The following is a 16,838-nucleotide window of genomic DNA, read 5'->3' on the forward strand; positions in this document are numbered from 1 at the left end:
TGCTCTCTACACTAATTGCATGCAGCAAGTGACCATCCTCAGTCACTCACTGCACGTGTTACATTAACCTGTAATACCGCTATGACGCAGCATTGCATCTAGCTCAGGCTCTCGACCACGGAAGCGTTTGAATAGCGCCATTGGCTCTTCACTGCCCCCTTGCTCAAGGATACAAGTTAAGAAGTCTTGTCCTGTTAGCGGATTGAAAATTCCTTCCTCTTCAAAGCGTGAGAACGCATCAGAAGACAATAATTCCGCCCACAAGTAGCTGTAGTAACCTGCGCTGTAGCCACCAGCAAAAACATGACTAAAGCTATGTGGGAAACGTCCCCATTCTGGGCTTGGAACCACTGATACACGTGATTTCACTTTAAATAAAGTATCTAACACCTGTGCACCTACTTCTGGATCGTATTCGGTGTATAACGTGAAATCAAACAGACCAAACTCAAGCTGACGTAAAATAAACATCGCTGATTGGAAGTTCTTCGCCGCCAGCATCTTATCTAGCATTTCTTTTGGTAACGGCTCACCTGTCTCATAGTGACCAGAAATAAACGCCAGTGCTTCTTCTTCCCAACACCAATTTTCCAAGAACTGGCTTGGTAGCTCCACCGCATCCCATGGCACACCGTTAATACCTGATACTGACGCTACATCAACTTGAGTCAGCATGTGATGGATACCATGACCGGTTTCATGGAATAAAGTCACCACTTCATTGTGGGTAAACAATGCCGGCTTATCGCCAATCGGACGGTTAAAGTTACAAGTTAAGTAGGCTACTGGGGTTTGTAACGTGCCATCAATACGGGTGCGACGAACCATGCATTCGTCCATCCACGCACCACCACGTTTATGATCACGCGCGTAAAGATCAAGATAAAAGCTACCGCGAAGTTTGCCTTTATTATCAAAGATGTCATAAAACGTTACTGATTCATGCCAAACTTCTACACCTTCACGTTGTTTGATCTCTAAACCAAACACACGCTTTAATACTTCAAAGAGACCTGCAACCACTTTCTTTTCAGGGAAATATGGACGTAACTCTTCATCTGAAATGCTGTAACGATGTTGTTTTAGTTTTTCTGAATAGTAAGCAAAATCCCATGGCTGTAGATCGTCAATACCAAATTCATTCTTAGCATATTCACGTAATTCAGCCACCTCACGCTCACCTTGTGGCTTCGCACGATCAGCAAGATCATTTAAGAAACCTAACACTTGCTCGGTAGATTCTGCCATTTTGGTCGCCAGTGATTTTTCACTGTAGCTGTTAAAACCTAACATGCGAGCCAGTTCGTGGCTCAGTTTAAGTTTTTCTGCAATTACTTCAGTGTTATCAAATTCACCTGCATTAGGACCACGATCTGAGGCACGGGTACCGAACGCTTCATACATTTCAGCACGGAGTTCACGGTTATCACAGTATGTCATTACTGGTAAGTACGACGGCATTTCTAGGGTGAATAAATACCCTTCTTTCTCTTTCGCTTCTGCGTTCGCTTTTGCCGCAAGCAAAACCGATTCAGGCAAACCGCTTAATTGCTCAACATCAGTAATGACCTTGTTCCATGCCATGGTGGCATCTAACACGTTATTACTAAAGGTTGAAGATAGCTCAGATAAACGTTTACTGATCTCACCGTAACGCGCTTGCTCTTGTGCAGGTAAGCCAATACCTGATAGCTCAAATTCTTTTAAGGCGTCTTTGATCGACTTTTGCTGCGCTTTGTTCAACGACGAAAATTTATCACTCGCTTTAATCGCTTTATAGGCTTCGTACAATCCTTTGTGTTGTCCAACCCAAGTACTGTAATCAGATAACAGAGGCAAACAGCTTTCATACGCTTCACGTAATTCAGCACTATTTTTCACGCCATTAAGATGACCGACAGGTGACCAAATACGACCTAGGCGATCATCAGTTTCAGCTAAAGGCGCACAGATGGTTTCCCAAGTTGGCTCTGCCATTTCCATCAACACAGATTCTACATTTTCACGGCAATCTGCGATCGCTTGTTCTACCGCGGGCTTAATATGCTCAGGTTTAATATGAGCAAACGGTGGCAAATCTGTCATCGCTAATAATGGGTTGGACATACGCTTTTCCTTTATTTTTATCTTATTATTAACATGCGCCCATGATGGATGAATTTCAATCCTTGCTGCAATTTTGCCGCTAAATACTTCGTAATAACGGGTTGATACCGCACGGTTAGGCGCAAAGGTTCGCATCATGGTTGGATAATAGTTGAGAATTAACGATAATACCGACTAACAACCCCTCCTTTAGATACCGATAGAGATTGATTTCATGCTGAGTTATCGTCACAGCTTCCACGCAGGCAACCATGCTGACGTGGTTAAACACATTGTTCAAAGCTTAATTCTGGATGCACTCAAGCAAAAAGATAAACCTTTCGTCTATCACGATACTCACTCTGGTGTAGGTCGTTACGATCTGCAAGATGAGCGCAGCGAAAAAACCGGTGAGTTTAAACAAGGTATTGCGCGTATTTGGTCACGTGATGATATCCCTGAAGCGATCCAGAGTTACATTGAAGCGATTAAAGATCTGAATCACGGCGAAGAGTTGCGTTATTACCCGGGTTCCCCAAAAGTGGCACGCGCACAAATCCGAGATCAAGACCGTATGGTACTCACCGAGCTTCATCCAAGTGATTTTCCATTACTGCTGCAAGAATTTCGTGGCGATCGCCACGTTAAAATGTATAAAGAAGATGCCTTTGCCCGCTTAAAAGCTAGCCTTCCGCCTAAAGAGCGTCGCGGTGTCGTATTGATCGATCCCCCCTACGAACTTAAACATGAATACCAAGATGTAGTAAAAGCGATCAAGCAAAGCCATCAACGTTGGGCTACGGGTACCTATGCTATTTGGTACCCAGTGGTTTATCGTGAAACTATCAACAACATGCTTCAAGGCTTAAAAGATTTAAATATCCCTAAAATCTTACAAATTGAACTGGGTGTAGAGCCTGATAGTGAAGAGCGCGGTATGACAGCATCAGGCATGATTGTGATCAACCCACCTTGGAAGCTAGAAAGCCAAATGCGTGACATTCTGCCTTGGTTACAGCAAGCCATTGCACCTAATCATGGTCACCACACCGTTGAATGGGTTGTGCCTGAATAAACCATTGGCAATATTTCCTCCCTTTAAAATACAGGCAGTGTATGCTGCCTGTACCAGATAATTCGTGCCACAATCTCAATTTTCGATGATTTAATGGTAAATCAATCGTATTTTCCGATTTTAAATCCTCGTCAGGCACCCCAATCTTTATTACACTAGCTCAATAGCTCGTCACGAATATAACGAATATTAATGGAGTAAAGTCATGGCAAAGCATTTTGATTACATCTGTATCGGCGGTGGTAGCGGCGGCATTGCATCAGCAAACCGTGCTGCAATGTATGGTGCAAAAGTTGCGATTATCGAAGCAAAAGCACTCGGTGGTACTTGTGTAAACGTAGGTTGTGTACCTAAAAAAGTGATGTGGCATGGTGCTCAAATCGCTGAAGCTATGCACCTTTACGCTAAAGACTACGGTTTTGACGTTGATGTAAAAGGTTTTGACTGGAGCAAGCTGGTTGAAAGCCGTGAAGCTTACATTAGCCGTATTCATACTTCTTACGATAACGTATTGGGTAACAATAAAGTTGAAGTGATTAATGGCTTTGCAAAATTTGTCGACGCAAAAACAATTGAAGTGAATGGCGAGCATTACACAGCCGATCATATTTTAATTGCTGTCGGTGGTGAGCCAACAATTCCTGCGATCCCAGGCGCTGAACACGGTATCGACTCCAATGGTTTCTTTGAGTTAAACGAACAACCTAAGCGTACTGCAATTATTGGTGCGGGTTACATCGCCGTTGAAATTGCAGGTGTACTAAGCGCACTAGGCACTGATACTCACCTATTCGTACGTAAAGAATCACCACTACGTAGCTTCGATCCTTTGATTGTTGAAACGTTGGTTGAAGTAATGGCAGCTGAAGGCCCAACACTACACACTCATTCAGTGCCTAAAGAAGTGGTTAAAGAAGCTGATGGCTCTATCACTCTGCACTTTGAAAACGGTGAATCACACAATACTGATGTACTGATTTGGGCTATTGGTCGTCACCCAACCACAGATAAAATTAACCTTGAAGCAACTGGTGTTGCAACCAACGACCGTGGTTACATCAAAGTCGATGAATACCAAGAAACGAATGTGAAAGGTATTTACTGTGTCGGTGACATCATGGAAGGCGGTATTGAGTTAACCCCAATTGCGGTTAAAGCTGGTCGTCAACTTTCTGAACGTTTGTTTAACAATAAACCTGATGCGAAGATGGATTACTCACTCGTACCAACAGTTGTGTTTAGTCACCCACCAATCGGTACGATTGGCCTGACAGAGCCTGAAGCTATTGCGCAATACGGTGAAGAAAACGTAAAAGTATACAAGTCTGGCTTTACCTCTATGTACACCGCTGTAACGAGCCATCGTCAACCTTGTAAAATGAAACTTGTATGTGCTGGCGATGATGAAAAAGTGGTTGGTCTACATGGTATTGGTTTCACTGTTGACGAAATGATCCAAGGCTTTGGTGTTGCAATTAAGATGGGCGCAACAAAAGCTGACTTTGATAGCGTTGTGGCAATCCATCCAACGGGCAGCGAAGAATTCGTTACCATGAGATAATTGTCTCACTGAGATAATATTAAAAGGCGATGTATGCAAAATACATCGCCTTTTTTATTCTCTTTATCGTATCAACCACAGGTCTCAATATCAGTGTTAGAAGCCTTTTAATACTCAATCAATCTTTGCATTTTCAAATTAGAAAAACTAATACCAAAACACTAGTTTTTTTCATTTTTCAATAATCCGAAAATATCTATAATGCGCGCATCGAAACACGACCGAATGCCTGTTGTTACATTGTTTAGGCGATGGTTGTACATAAAATCTAGCTTAATCTTTTATAGGTAATTCCATGACTCGTATCGTTAATAAAATTGTTGCTCTATACACTCCTGCGTTTTCTTCTCTATACAAAAACGGCAACAATAAGTAAGCATTAAATACCTTACTGAAAAAGAATTTAAAGAGGGCTTTGAACGGCATGTTCAAAGCCCTTTTGCTATATATCTACAAAAACATCTACCAATCAAAATAAATCTTTGGCCTGACGTTTTTTAATCACGACAAAGTCAGCGTTATTGAGACGAAAAAAAACACCGCGTAAAAGCGGTGTTTTTTAAAATCTATTCACTTATTAGTGATGGTGGTGATGATCATGACCACAGCTACAACTTGGCGCAATCACACTTTGAATTTGCGTAAGCGTGATTTGTTTTAGCAACTCTTCAGTGCTGATAGTGTTTAGTAAATGCATGTTTTCTGCATTCACAGCCATCACATCTTCGATTTCACGCTGCTTGTTAACCACATCAATTAATTTATGGCTAACTTCTGCTGGCAATGAAAACTCACGGATCACTTTCATTTCATTGCTTTGTGTATCAACAGCCATCATGTTTAATGTTAATGAAGCTGTATCTTCAGCGGGTTGTGCAAAAAACTCATTAGGGATCACCGCAGCATTAAACTGAATATCAAACGCTAGATCACCGAGTTTTAATACCACTAAACAACCGCCATTTTCAGTACTTAATACACCAAACTCAGCACCTGACTCAGCAAGTAGTTGTTGTTCGTCTTCAGTAATATTCTCTAAACCAATAAAAACAACATTCGTCATATCATTGCGGAACATTTCCAGAACAGCACCATCTCCCGCTGCAAATGGATGATTTTCAATAATTTGACCAACGTGAAAATGATTATGATGTTGTTCTGTCATAGCAAACCTCAATAAATTGGTAACGTTATAATTAAGCTAAAGCAATAAATACAACATATTGTTTAATGTCATAATTATAACCATTACAAAGAAAAACATAATCCCCACAAAAGCAAAAACACTATTACAGATAAGTAATAATATTGCGCAAATGAGAAGAGTCTCTAGAACCACTAGAATAATGAGTCAACTACCCATCACATTATAATAGTCATAAAGCCCTAATTTTTATTAATTTGTTAAATCACAACGTTTACTAAACACATAAACATTAGAATAAAATCAAAAAATATTTACATAATTAACCATTTTTTACCAGTCAACTATTCCATGCTTTATTAAAAAAATGTAATCTCTCCCTCCCTAAATATGATAAACCAGTGAATAGTTATTCTCACTGGACCTATAGGGGGTATTCCTATTTATTCGGCAGTTTCTATCAGTAGGTTGTAAATCAAGATGCATGACCAAGCAGTAGCACCACCTAAAAACACCTTGAACACCTGGCTAATGTTCGTTATCCCATCGTTAATTGGCGTCTTTCTTTTCATGGCACCGATTAATTTTAATGGTGATATTACGATCCCTATCGCAATCTTAGCGAAAACGATCCAAAGCCATTTTGAGAACTCGCTAACCTCTATTGTGACAGCAGTAATTAGCTTTACTGCGATTATGTCTATCATCACTAAATTGTTTAAACCGGGTTTTATTACCCGTAATAGCTTTTTAAACGGGTTAATGAACCCATCAGCAATGTGGTTTGTGGTTCAACAGCTTGGTGCTATTTTTGCTGTTATGGCGTACTTTAATATTGGCCCTGTGATGTTTCGTAACGACGCGACAGGCGGTCTTGTATTAAACGATTTACTACCTGTTCTATTCTCAGTATTTATTTTTGCCGGTTTGCTACTGCCGCTTCTACTCAATTTTGGTCTACTGGAATTTTTCGGCACTTTATTTACTCGAATCATGCGTCCGATTTTTGGTTTGCCTGGCCGTTCATCCGTTAACTGCATTGCATCTTGGTTAGGTGATGGCTCGGTAGGCGTATTATTGACCAGTAAGCAATACGAATCGGGAATGTACACCCAACGTGAAGCGGCCATTATTGGTACAACCTTTTCAGCGGTATCTATTACCTTTAGCTTAGTCGTGATCGCGCAAGTTAACTTAGAGCACATGTTTGCACCGTTCTACTTAACGGTATGCCTTGCAGGTCTTGTCGCGGCAATTATTGTGCCTCGTCTACCGCCACTATCACGTAAGAAAAACATCTACATTGATGGCACAACAGAGAGTCAACATGATGAAAATGTGCCACAAGGTTACAACGTTTTCTCTTACGGTTTACACCAAGCACTAAAGAAAGCCGCTGAAGTAAAAAGTATTCCAGCAATTGCGTTAGATGGCGTGAAAAACGCTGTAGATATGGTGTTTGGCGTACTACCTGTCGTGATGGCGATTGGTACTATCGCGCTGGTGATTGCAGAAAATACACCGCTATTTGATTACTTAGGTATGCCATTTATTCCGTTCTTAGAGCTACTGCATATTCCAGAAGCGGAAGCGGCATCTAAAACGATTGTGGTGGGTTTCGCTGATATGTTCTTGCCTTCTATTTTGGCATCAACAATTGAAAGCGACATGACGCGCTTCATCATCGCTGCAATGTCAGTGACACAACTTATCTACATGTCTGAAATTGGTGCACTATTAATTGGTAGTAAAGTACCTGTAAAAGCGTGGGAACTGTTTGTAATTTTCATTCTTCGTACACTGGTGACTTTACCTGTGATTGCAGGTATGGCGCACCTACTGTTCTAAAATTTGAGTTTCACTGATAAAAAAGGCGACCATTGGTCGCCTTTTTTATTATCAAAATATTGATACAGCTAAGGCATTAGAATTAACACCAACTAGCAATTTCGTTAATTCCATCGCATTTTATAAAATCCAATATTCATCATAAGAATAAGCACTTTTTTGCCATTGATTTTATTTTCCTCAATTGCAAACATGTCAACAAGCCAAATCTAACCAACTGTTTTTAATGTTATTTACGGCTTATTAACCATGCATATTGTTTAAAGGGAATCGATATAATGCAATTCAAACTATCTATTGTTGCAGCATCACTTCTTGCGACGCTTACTCTTACTGGCTGTAACGATGATTCATCTTCAACATCAACAACACCTGATATTGAAAATACATCACCAGAGACTGGGACTCCTGACACTGATAAGCCTGATACTGAACAACCAACGCCAGATACTAGCACTATCACCATTCAAGCTATCGATGGTTACCTAGCCAACGCAGATATCTGTATTGACCGTAACGACAATAATGTATGTGACACTAATGAACAGTTAGACGTTAAGACAGACAAAAACGGTAAAGCTGAAATTAGCAAAGAAGATGCTAAATTCAATATCATAGTATCAGCAAAAGCATCGGTGACTAGTGACTCAGATAAGAGTGGTAAGTTAGGCAATGACTTCCAATACATCGTTTCTGCAAGTGATAATATTGAGAATAACACTATTTCAGTGACGCCTTTTACTACAATGGCACACACAAAAGACACCACATTAGAAGCCCTTGCAGATGAGCTAAACCTGCCACTTAACACCATTGCTGGTGATTATGTTGCACAAAAAGAAAGTGATGATAATGCACAGAAAGTGCATGCGATTGCGCGTTCAATTACAACCTCACTACCAACGACCATTGCAGCTATCGATGCCGACAAACTCGTTAAAACAACCACTGACATCAGCAAAATATTAGATGAAAAAATTAACAACAAAGAAGATTTGAACACCATCAACATTGAATTTGATGAAAAAGGCCAAGCGGTAAGTAAAGCCATTTACACCACTGCAAGCTACTTTGCTGTTAACGAAGAAATGTGGGCAGTAAGCTTAAATAAAGCATATGCGACTCAAGAAGGTATTGATTACGCAAAAGTTATCTCTGCTAACACGCTAGAAATGACACGCTACAACACAGGTAAAACATCGACAGGTGAATTTACGATCAACGGTGACGCTATCGTTTCTGATGGTGAAGCAGATACTTTCATCTACATGACTCAAGACGTCTCACTCGCTGTACCACAAAATGACGGTGATCTAATCCTGTGGAGTAAGAAAGATCTGCGTCAGAAAGAAGCTGTTTATGCTGAAACCTTTGCGAATAAGACTTTCTTCTTTATTGCAGATGACTCTACAACCTATAACCCTGATCCAATGTTAGCAACAATGCGCTTTACAACTGATAAAGTGACGATTGAAGAAAACGGTGAGTCAATGGAGCTTAGTTGGGCAATTCAAAACGATAACCTATTTATCGATTTCCCAGACGGCGATAACGATATGAACTTCAAGATCATTGCCAAAGATCGTAATTTACTGATCACAGAAGACAGCACAGTTAAAAACATGTTTGGTATGTTTGCTTCTAATGAAGCATTCGCAAGAGATCTTCTGACAAAGTGGAAAGCATCAAGCAAGTAATACAAAATCAAAAAAGGCGACCAATAGGTCGCCTTTTTACTATCTAAACGTCAGCTCATTAACCTTTATAAATCTTCGGGTTAAACACGTCCCGTAACCAATCACCTAACAAGTTGATTACCAGTACTAATACCACCAGCAAAATACCTGGGAAGACAGTGATCCACCACGCGCCAGAGAAGATATATTTAAAGCCGATACTGATCAGTGAACCCAATGATGGCTGATCTACCGGTAAACCTAAGCCTAAGAATGACAAGGCCGCTTCTGACATAATGGCATTTGCCACCTGTACCGTTGAAATCACTAAGATCGGTGATAAACAGTTTGGCAGAATATGACGGAACATAATACGTGGCGCTCTAAAGCCCATGACTTTTGCCGCTTCAACATACTCTTTCTTCTTTTCGGCTAATACCGAAGCACGCACTGTACGTGCATACTGAGGCCATTCAGCAATACCAATGATCATTACCAACATGATCACCGCATATTGCGCATAGGTTTCAGCACCTAATGCGGTTCGGAAAATCGCAGAAACGATGATCGCCACCATCATGGTCGAGAATGACAACTGCACGTCCGCAATACGCATCAAGAAACTATCAACACGACCACCATAATAACCCGCAGTTAAGCCAATCACGATCCCCAGTGTCATTTGCAGTGCAACAGCAAGTAAACCAATCGTTAGTGATAAACGCGCACCATAAAGCATGGTCGATAAAATATCACGGCCTTGATCGTCGGTACCAAGTAAGAAGTTCTCATCACCATCTTCCATCCATGATGGCGGTAACTCTGAATCCATAATATCTATCGACGCTAAATCATACGGATTACTCGGCGCTATAAATGGTGCAAACAATGCCGTGGTGGCAAACGTTAGAAAGACAGCGAAGCACACCATCGCCACTTTGTCTTTCTTAAAATAATACAAAATATCGGAGTTTTTAAAACGCTCCCAACGGCTTGGTGCAGCTAGTGTATTACTCATGACTTACTCTCCCTTGCCAGTCAGGTTTACAGTCGGGTTAACCAATCCATAGAGCAAATCGACGATGGTATTAGTTACAACAAAGATCAAGCCAACAAAAATCACGTAAGCTGTGATAAGTGGGGTATCAACACGGTTAATGGCATCTAAAAACAGCAATCCTGTGCCTGGCCATTGGAATACACTTTCAGTCAAAATGGTGTAAGCAATCATGGTACCGATCTGCACCCCGCCAACCGTTAATACCGGCAGCATGGTGTTTTTTAAGGCGTGTTGGTAGTAGACCTTTTTCATCGGTAGCCCTTTCGCTTTCGCGAACTTAATGTATTCAGAGCTCAACACTTCTAACATTTCAGAGCGCACTAAACGAATAAACAACGGCAACATAATCGACGCTAAGGCAACACATGGCAGCACAAGGTGCTTTAAGCCATCAAGGGTAAAGAACCCCGATTCCCAACCTAAATAGTTGGCGGTTTCACCTCGACCAAACGAAGGTAACCAACCAAGTTCAATAGAAAAGACGTACATCAACATAATGGCAGTTAAGAAAACGGGAATTGATATACCAATACTACTGAACGCCATAATGGCTTTGGTTAAGAAACTATTGGGATGAATCGCGGAGTACACGCCAAGCGGAATAGAGACCAAGACAATAATAATTGTGGCACCAAAAACTAACTCTAAGGTGGCAACTAATTTGTCTAAAATCACCTCTGTGGCAGGCTTTTTAAAGGTATAAGACGTGCCTAGATCGCCTTGTACCGCATTCGCTAAAAATCGGCTGTATTTGGTGATAAACGGATCGTTAAGTCCTAAATCATCACGTAATTGTTGTCGTTCAGCTTCTGATACAGATTGCCCCACCAACTCTCGTAATGGGTCGCCAAGGTTATCTTGGATGGCAAAGGCCACCAAACTGATCACAAACATCACTATCAGTGCCTGATACAGGCGCTTGACCAGAAACGTAAACATTCCCTGCCCCTTCTCTTTCTTCCTGAAAAAGTGCCGGAGCAAGCTCCGGCACTGTCGCTTTCGCTATAACATTACTTACTTTTCATCAACCACAAGATCGCCAAAGTAAGGCTGTTCCATTGGGTTAACAATATCGGCCGCGTGTACATTTGAACGCGCGCCCCATGCAAGGCTCTGCCAGTGCAGTGGGACAAACGCCGCTTCGTTGTACAACGTTGCTTCTACTTTCTGTAGCATTGCTTTACGTTTGGTTTGATCGGTTTCTACGTTCGCCGCTTCAATCAACTTATCGACTTCAGGGTTAGAGTAGAAACCACAGTTGTACTGACCTTGACCTGTTTCTTCATTACGCGTCATGGTTAGGAACTCAGTCATGTTCGCTGAATCTTCAGTATCGGCATGCCAACCAATCATCATCATGTCTGCCGCACACTTATCAAACTCAGGCCAGTATTGCGCTTTTGGCATGGTCTTGAGATCGACTTTCACGCCAATTTTAGACAGCATCGCCGCTACCGCTTGCGCTACTTTTGCATCGTTCACATAACGGTTATTCGGTGCCATCATGGTTAATGTAAAGCCGTCGGCATAGCCTGCTTCTTTCATTAATTCTTTGGCTTTTTTCACATCGTAACGCGGTACTAAATCAGCATTGTAACCTTGGTAACCGGCTGGGCTCTGTTGACCTGCCGTAGTCGCAAAGCCTTTCATGATTTTCTTCACGATGCCTTCGTTGTTAATCGCATGTACAATCGCTTGGCGTACGCGTACATCTTTCAATGCTTCATTGCTGTTTTGGTTCATTTGGAACGTGATGATACGGGTACCCGGTAGTGTCACCAGATCAACATCTTTTGCTTCTTTCAAACGTTTATGATCATTAGGTGCAACGTGATCAATCATATCAACACCGCCAGAAAGCAACGCAGCAAGACGTGTTGCATCTTCTTTGATCGGCAATAGCGTTAGCTTATCTACATTACCTTTTGACGCTTTATCCCAGTAATTCGCATTACGGGTAAATTCAACTTTTACCCCTTGCTCACGCTCTGTAACGATAAATGGACCGGTACCTGAAAGATTGGTAGAAGCAAATGAGTTACCGTGTTTCGCAATTTCCGCTTTATCTTTACCTTCAGCAGTTTTCCCTGTGTAGAACTTACTGTCCATTGGGAAAATGTATGTCGCGGTTTGCAGAACCAGTGGATAGGTTCCTTTCGAGATCAACTCAACCGTGTAGTCATCCACTTTTTTCATTTCAGAGTACGGGGCAAAGATCTTTTTAAAGTCTGCCGACTCTTGCAGACGATTAAATGTCCACACCACATCGTCAGCCGTGAGTGGATTACCTGAATGGAATTTCACCCCTTGACGTAATTTGAAGCGGAACGTGTGATCATCAACACGCTCCCAGCTTTCAGCTAGACGCGGCTCAAAATCCATATCTTGGGTAAAACGAACAAGAGGATCGAACACCATATGAGATAGCTGTAGCGTACCGCCTGATAACTGCTCATGCGGATCTAATGAAACAGGATCCGAGGCATAACCCAGTTTGATTTCTGCGGCAGTGACACTAAAACTTAAACCCGCGGCAATCAATGCTACGGCTAATTTGCTCTTGATGGTTTTCATTGCATAACTCCTTTATGCACGGGACCTCTCCCGCGAGTAATGTTTGTTGATGTGGACTAAGCGCGTTTTAATCCATTTTGACTAATCCCTTTAAACTCCGGCATCAGTGAAATTAAATGTTGGCTGTATTCATGTTGAGGATCGGTAAAGAGCTGTTCAGTTTTCGCCACTTCCAACAAAGTACCTTTTTGCATCACCCCAATGCGATCACACATTTGACGGATCACTGGTAAATCATGGCTGATAAACAACATGGTTAAATTCAATTCGTCTTGTAGATCTTTAAGTAAATTCAAAATTTGTGCTTGAACAGACACATCCAGTGCTGATGTTGGCTCATCACAGATCAACAATCGTGGACGTGTTGCGAGAGCACGAGCAATGGAAATACGTTGACGTTGACCACCTGAGAACTCGTGAGGGTATTTCACTCCAGAGGCACGTCCTAACCCAACATGATCCAATAAATCATGCACAATTTGACGGGTTTGTGCTTCATTCTCGGTTAATTTATGAAAACGGATAGGCTCTGCAATAATATCGAAGATACGCATCCGTGGGTTCATCGAGGTATAAGGGTTTTGGAAGACCATTTGCATTTGACGACGGAAAGGACGACGGTCAGCTTCACTTTTCAACGCCGTTAGATCCATCCCTTCAAATGTCACCCGACCTTCATTTGGTGGGTATAAACCAGCAATCACACGGGCTATTGTTGATTTACCTGAGCCAGATTCACCCACTAAGCCAAAAGTTTCACCTTCAAAGACTTGGAAACTGACATCATTATTGGCTTGAACATATTCACGACGACTTTCAAAGAAAGAATCTTTGGTCACAAAGCGCAAACTCACGTTCTCTACATTCAACAATGGTCCTGAATAATCACGTTGCTCTTGGCGCTGCCCTAACCAATGATTTTTAACATCTAATGGCGGCGTTTCTTCTGCCGCTTCGATATAATTTACCAATGGAAAACGCTGTAATTTAATATCTGAACGTGGAACAGCTGAAATTAGGCTTTGAGTATATGGATGCTCTGGACGGTGTAAAACTTGCTCTGTCGTACCAAGTTCGACTAAGTCACCACGATACATTACAGCAACGCGATCAGTCACATTCGAGACAACGCCCATATCGTGAGTAACCAACATACAGCCAACGTTTTTCTCTACACACAACTCACGGATCAACGTTAAAATTTGATCTTGAATCGAAACATCTAACGCTGTTGTAGGTTCATCAGCAATGATTAAATCAGGCTCTCCTGCCAGCGCGATAGCAATTACGACACGTTGGCGCATACCCCCTGAAAACTGGTGAGGGTATTGTTTAATACGTAATTCCGGTTGTGGAATGCCCACCAGCTCCATCAACGTTAATGCACGCTTATATGCTTCCTGCTGAGTGACTTGTAAATTAGTTACAATGGTTTCAGTGAGTTGTTGTTCAACCGTAAATAGCGGATTTAGCGACGTCATTGGATCTTGGAAGATAAATCCAATCTTAGCACCACGTACCTGACGCATTTGCTCTGGCGTTAGCCCTGAGATTTTTGTTCCATCAAGATACACATCACCATTAGCGATTTGCCCTGGTGGACTCAATAGATCAATCACCGCATTGCCTACGGTTGATTTACCCGCACCAGATTCACCCACTACGCCGACAATTTCACCGCGTTCAATAGAAAACGACAATGATTTCACCGCGGCATGAACACCATGGCGGGATGGATATTCTATCCGAAGGTTTTTTACTTCTAATAAAGCCATGACCGACCCCAATTGCTTGGCAGTTCCTGCCAATATAAAAACTTGAATCCTTTCCACACCAGAATATTCATCTATGGCATGTCGGCCTATCAATCTGTCAAAGATTTCACACAAAAGCAACATTTCAAAGCAAAAAACTATAACGAATGCAAACTATCGAATAATTATTCACTTTAATTCACCAGTAAAACAATATACATCTAAATATTTAATCGATACAAAACACCCACAATCACTGAAATAACAAGTGAGCACAAATAGAAAACCCACCACTTACTAAACAAAACAAAAAAACAAGATATGAATAATTTGTCACTAACAAAAAACACATGTATTTACACGATAATAACAAACGCTACTTTATCCATAATAAATAACAGCAAAAACCATAAAAATTCAAATAAATAGATATAAAAGCGAAAAATTACAATACCTTTGATATTTAACACTAGATAAAATCAGGGTTATCACCAAAAAGTCTAACTATTACGTTATAGATCTTTAATTCGGATCGATGAAAAGCGAGGCTCTATTATCAAGCCCCGACCCTTGGCGCTCTAATCAATAACGCAGAGCGACTTTTACTTTTCTATAGGCGAAAAAAAAACGCATCTTTCGATACGGTTTTCTTAATGATGGTCGGTGAAGAGCAAGGTTCTAATATCAGGGAACCCCCGCCCCTTGGCGCTCTAATCAATAACACTGAGCGACTTTTACTTTTCTATAGGCGAAAAAAAACCGCATCTTTCGATACGGTTTTCTTAATGGTGGTCGGTGAAGAGGGATTCGAACCCCCGACCCTCTGGTCCCAAACCAGATGCGCTACCAAACTGCGCTATTCACCGACAATGTTTTAGGCTTACAAGGCCAAGGTCTCTTAATAAGATAACCTAAATAATGGGGTGGCTAACGAGACTTGAACTCGCGACAACCGGAATCACAATCCGGGACTCTACCAACTGAGCTATAGCCACCATTGTAAGTGGTCGGTGAAGAGGGATTCGAACCCCCGACCCTCTGGTCCCAAACCAGATGCGCTACCAAACTGCGCTATTCACCGACTTAATTCTGTGTGCTTGAATAAACAAGCGGGCTTTTAAAAAGCCAGAAAGCTGACGTATCAACTCTCTATAATATGGGGTGGCTAACGAGGCTTGAACTCGCGACAACCGGAATCACAATCCGGGACTCTACCAACTGAGCTATAGCCACCAATGTATTACCTTCCGCCAATACGACCATTTAAATGGTGCGCCCGAAAGGATTCGAACCTTCGGCCTTTGGCTCCGGAGGCCAACGCTCTATCCAGCTGAGCTACGGGCGCCTTGCCCTATCGACGGGGGTGAATATTACGGATCAGAACGCCTCTCGGCAAGTGTTTTTTTTCATTTTTCTTTCGCTCGCTGATTTTATGCTCAAATAACTATTGATTCGTATCATACAAATACAGCGCACTAGTTTGATCCTACGGTACAACCCGATATACTAACAAATGTATAACAATATAATTATTTTAAAAACATTCGCCGTACTATTTCAACATTAGCCACGAGTGAAGATAACAGCAACTACAAATACAATTTGGAAGTATAAGGTGAGCGCCATGAATTTTTCTTTTCGACAGTTTATATTCGCTGCTGTAGCCACATTTACCATTGCTGTTCCCGCAGTTGCTAACGACATGACAGATGAAGCTATTGCTGAACGTATTAAACCTGTAGGTTCGTTATACCTTGAAGGTGAAGCCCCTGCTGTAGAAGTAGCAGCCAGCCCTCGTAATGGTGAAGCCGTTTATAATTCTTTTTGTGCTTCTTGCCATACTCCAGGTGTTATGGGTGCACCAAAAAAAGACGATGCGGATGATTGGTCTGCTCGTATTGCCCAAGGTAAAGATGTGTTAGCCGATCATGCTATTAATGGCTTTAATGCGATGCCTGCAAAAGGTGCCTGTATGGATTGTAGTGATGAAGAAATTGTTGCCGCAATTAATTACATGATTGCTGGCTTATAATTTTTCTCAATAATAAATAAAGAGGGTGG

The 16,838-nt window shown here is 41.6% G+C and carries 11 protein-coding genes and 5 tRNA genes; 5 read left to right on the top strand and 11 right to left on the bottom strand.

What is annotated here, in order from left to right; translation table 11 throughout:
* Positions 1-63: 63 nt before the first annotated feature.
* On the bottom strand, positions 64-2,106 hold the full coding sequence (prlC, locus tag BTO08_RS13040) for an oligopeptidase A (protein WP_105061347.1): 2,043 nt from the start codon (positions 2,104-2,106) through the stop codon (positions 64-66).
* 214 nt (positions 2,107-2,320) lie between these two features.
* Here prlC and BTO08_RS13045 point away from each other — a divergent pair, with 214 nt between their 5' ends.
* Together BTO08_RS13045 and gorA are read left to right on the top strand one after the other, a co-directional pair.
* Positions 2,321-3,160, top strand: a complete 840-nt coding sequence (locus BTO08_RS13045) for a 23S rRNA (adenine(2030)-N(6))-methyltransferase RlmJ (RefSeq protein ID WP_105061223.1) — start codon at positions 2,321-2,323, stop codon at positions 3,158-3,160.
* 205 nt (positions 3,161-3,365) lie between these two features.
* On the top strand, positions 3,366-4,721 hold the full coding sequence (gene gorA / locus BTO08_RS13050; RefSeq protein ID WP_105061224.1) for a glutathione-disulfide reductase: 1,356 nt from the start codon (positions 3,366-3,368) through the stop codon (positions 4,719-4,721).
* A 577-nt stretch (positions 4,722-5,298) separates the two neighbouring features.
* Here the strand turns inward: gorA and BTO08_RS13055 are convergent.
* Positions 5,299-5,886, bottom strand: a complete 588-nt coding sequence (locus tag BTO08_RS13055) for a hypothetical protein (protein ID WP_105061225.1) — start codon at positions 5,884-5,886, stop codon at positions 5,299-5,301.
* 459 nt (positions 5,887-6,345) lie between these two features.
* Between BTO08_RS13055 and BTO08_RS13060 the strand changes: the two genes are divergently transcribed.
* Positions 6,346-7,713: a YjiH family protein gene (locus tag BTO08_RS13060; protein WP_105061226.1), complete on the top strand. Its 1,368-nt coding sequence runs from the start codon at positions 6,346-6,348 to the stop codon at positions 7,711-7,713.
* Positions 7,714-7,991: 278 nt separating this feature from the next.
* Positions 7,992-9,410: a hypothetical protein gene (locus tag BTO08_RS13065; RefSeq protein ID WP_105061227.1), complete on the top strand. Its 1,419-nt coding sequence runs from the start codon at positions 7,992-7,994 to the stop codon at positions 9,408-9,410.
* Between the two features lie 58 nt (positions 9,411-9,468).
* Here the strand turns inward: BTO08_RS13065 and BTO08_RS13070 are convergent, their stop codons facing one another.
* The 9 genes from BTO08_RS13070 to BTO08_RS13110 all read right to left on the bottom strand — a co-directional run bounded on the left by BTO08_RS13070 (position 9,469) and on the right by BTO08_RS13110 (position 16,122).
* The gene (locus BTO08_RS13070) at positions 9,469-10,407 is read right to left on the bottom strand and encodes an ABC transporter permease (RefSeq protein ID WP_006647518.1); all 939 of its coding nucleotides are present in this window, start codon (positions 10,405-10,407) and stop codon (positions 9,469-9,471) included.
* A gap of 3 nt (positions 10,408-10,410) precedes the next feature.
* Complete coding sequence (locus BTO08_RS13075; RefSeq protein ID WP_005372184.1) at positions 10,411-11,388, bottom strand: ABC transporter permease; 978 nt, start codon at positions 11,386-11,388, stop codon at positions 10,411-10,413.
* A 75-nt stretch (positions 11,389-11,463) separates the two neighbouring features.
* Entirely contained in the window at positions 11,464-13,023 is a 1,560-nt protein-coding gene (locus BTO08_RS13080) for an ABC transporter substrate-binding protein (protein WP_105061228.1), read from the bottom strand.
* Between the two features lie 56 nt (positions 13,024-13,079).
* On the bottom strand, positions 13,080-14,798 hold the full coding sequence (locus tag BTO08_RS13085; protein ID WP_105061229.1) for a dipeptide ABC transporter ATP-binding protein: 1,719 nt from the start codon (positions 14,796-14,798) through the stop codon (positions 13,080-13,082).
* A 768-nt stretch (positions 14,799-15,566) separates the two neighbouring features.
* Positions 15,567-15,643, bottom strand: a tRNA-Pro gene (locus BTO08_RS13090).
* A gap of 53 nt (positions 15,644-15,696) precedes the next feature.
* Positions 15,697-15,772 (bottom strand) — tRNA-His (locus tag BTO08_RS13095).
* Positions 15,773-15,781: 9 nt separating this feature from the next.
* Positions 15,782-15,858: transfer RNA gene (locus BTO08_RS13100), tRNA-Pro, on the bottom strand.
* A gap of 76 nt (positions 15,859-15,934) precedes the next feature.
* Positions 15,935-16,010 (bottom strand) — tRNA-His (locus BTO08_RS13105).
* 35 nt (positions 16,011-16,045) lie between these two features.
* Positions 16,046-16,122, bottom strand: a tRNA-Arg gene (locus tag BTO08_RS13110).
* 279 nt (positions 16,123-16,401) lie between these two features.
* On the opposite strand from BTO08_RS13110, the gene BTO08_RS13115 reads away from it, so the two are divergent.
* Entirely contained in the window at positions 16,402-16,809 is a 408-nt protein-coding gene (locus tag BTO08_RS13115) for a c-type cytochrome (protein WP_105061230.1), read from the top strand.
* The last annotated feature ends 29 nt before the right edge of the window (positions 16,810-16,838 follow it).

The sequence above is a fragment of the Photobacterium angustum genome (assembly GCF_002954615.1).
Classification (GTDB): Bacteria; Pseudomonadota; Gammaproteobacteria; order Enterobacterales; family Vibrionaceae; genus Photobacterium; species Photobacterium angustum_A.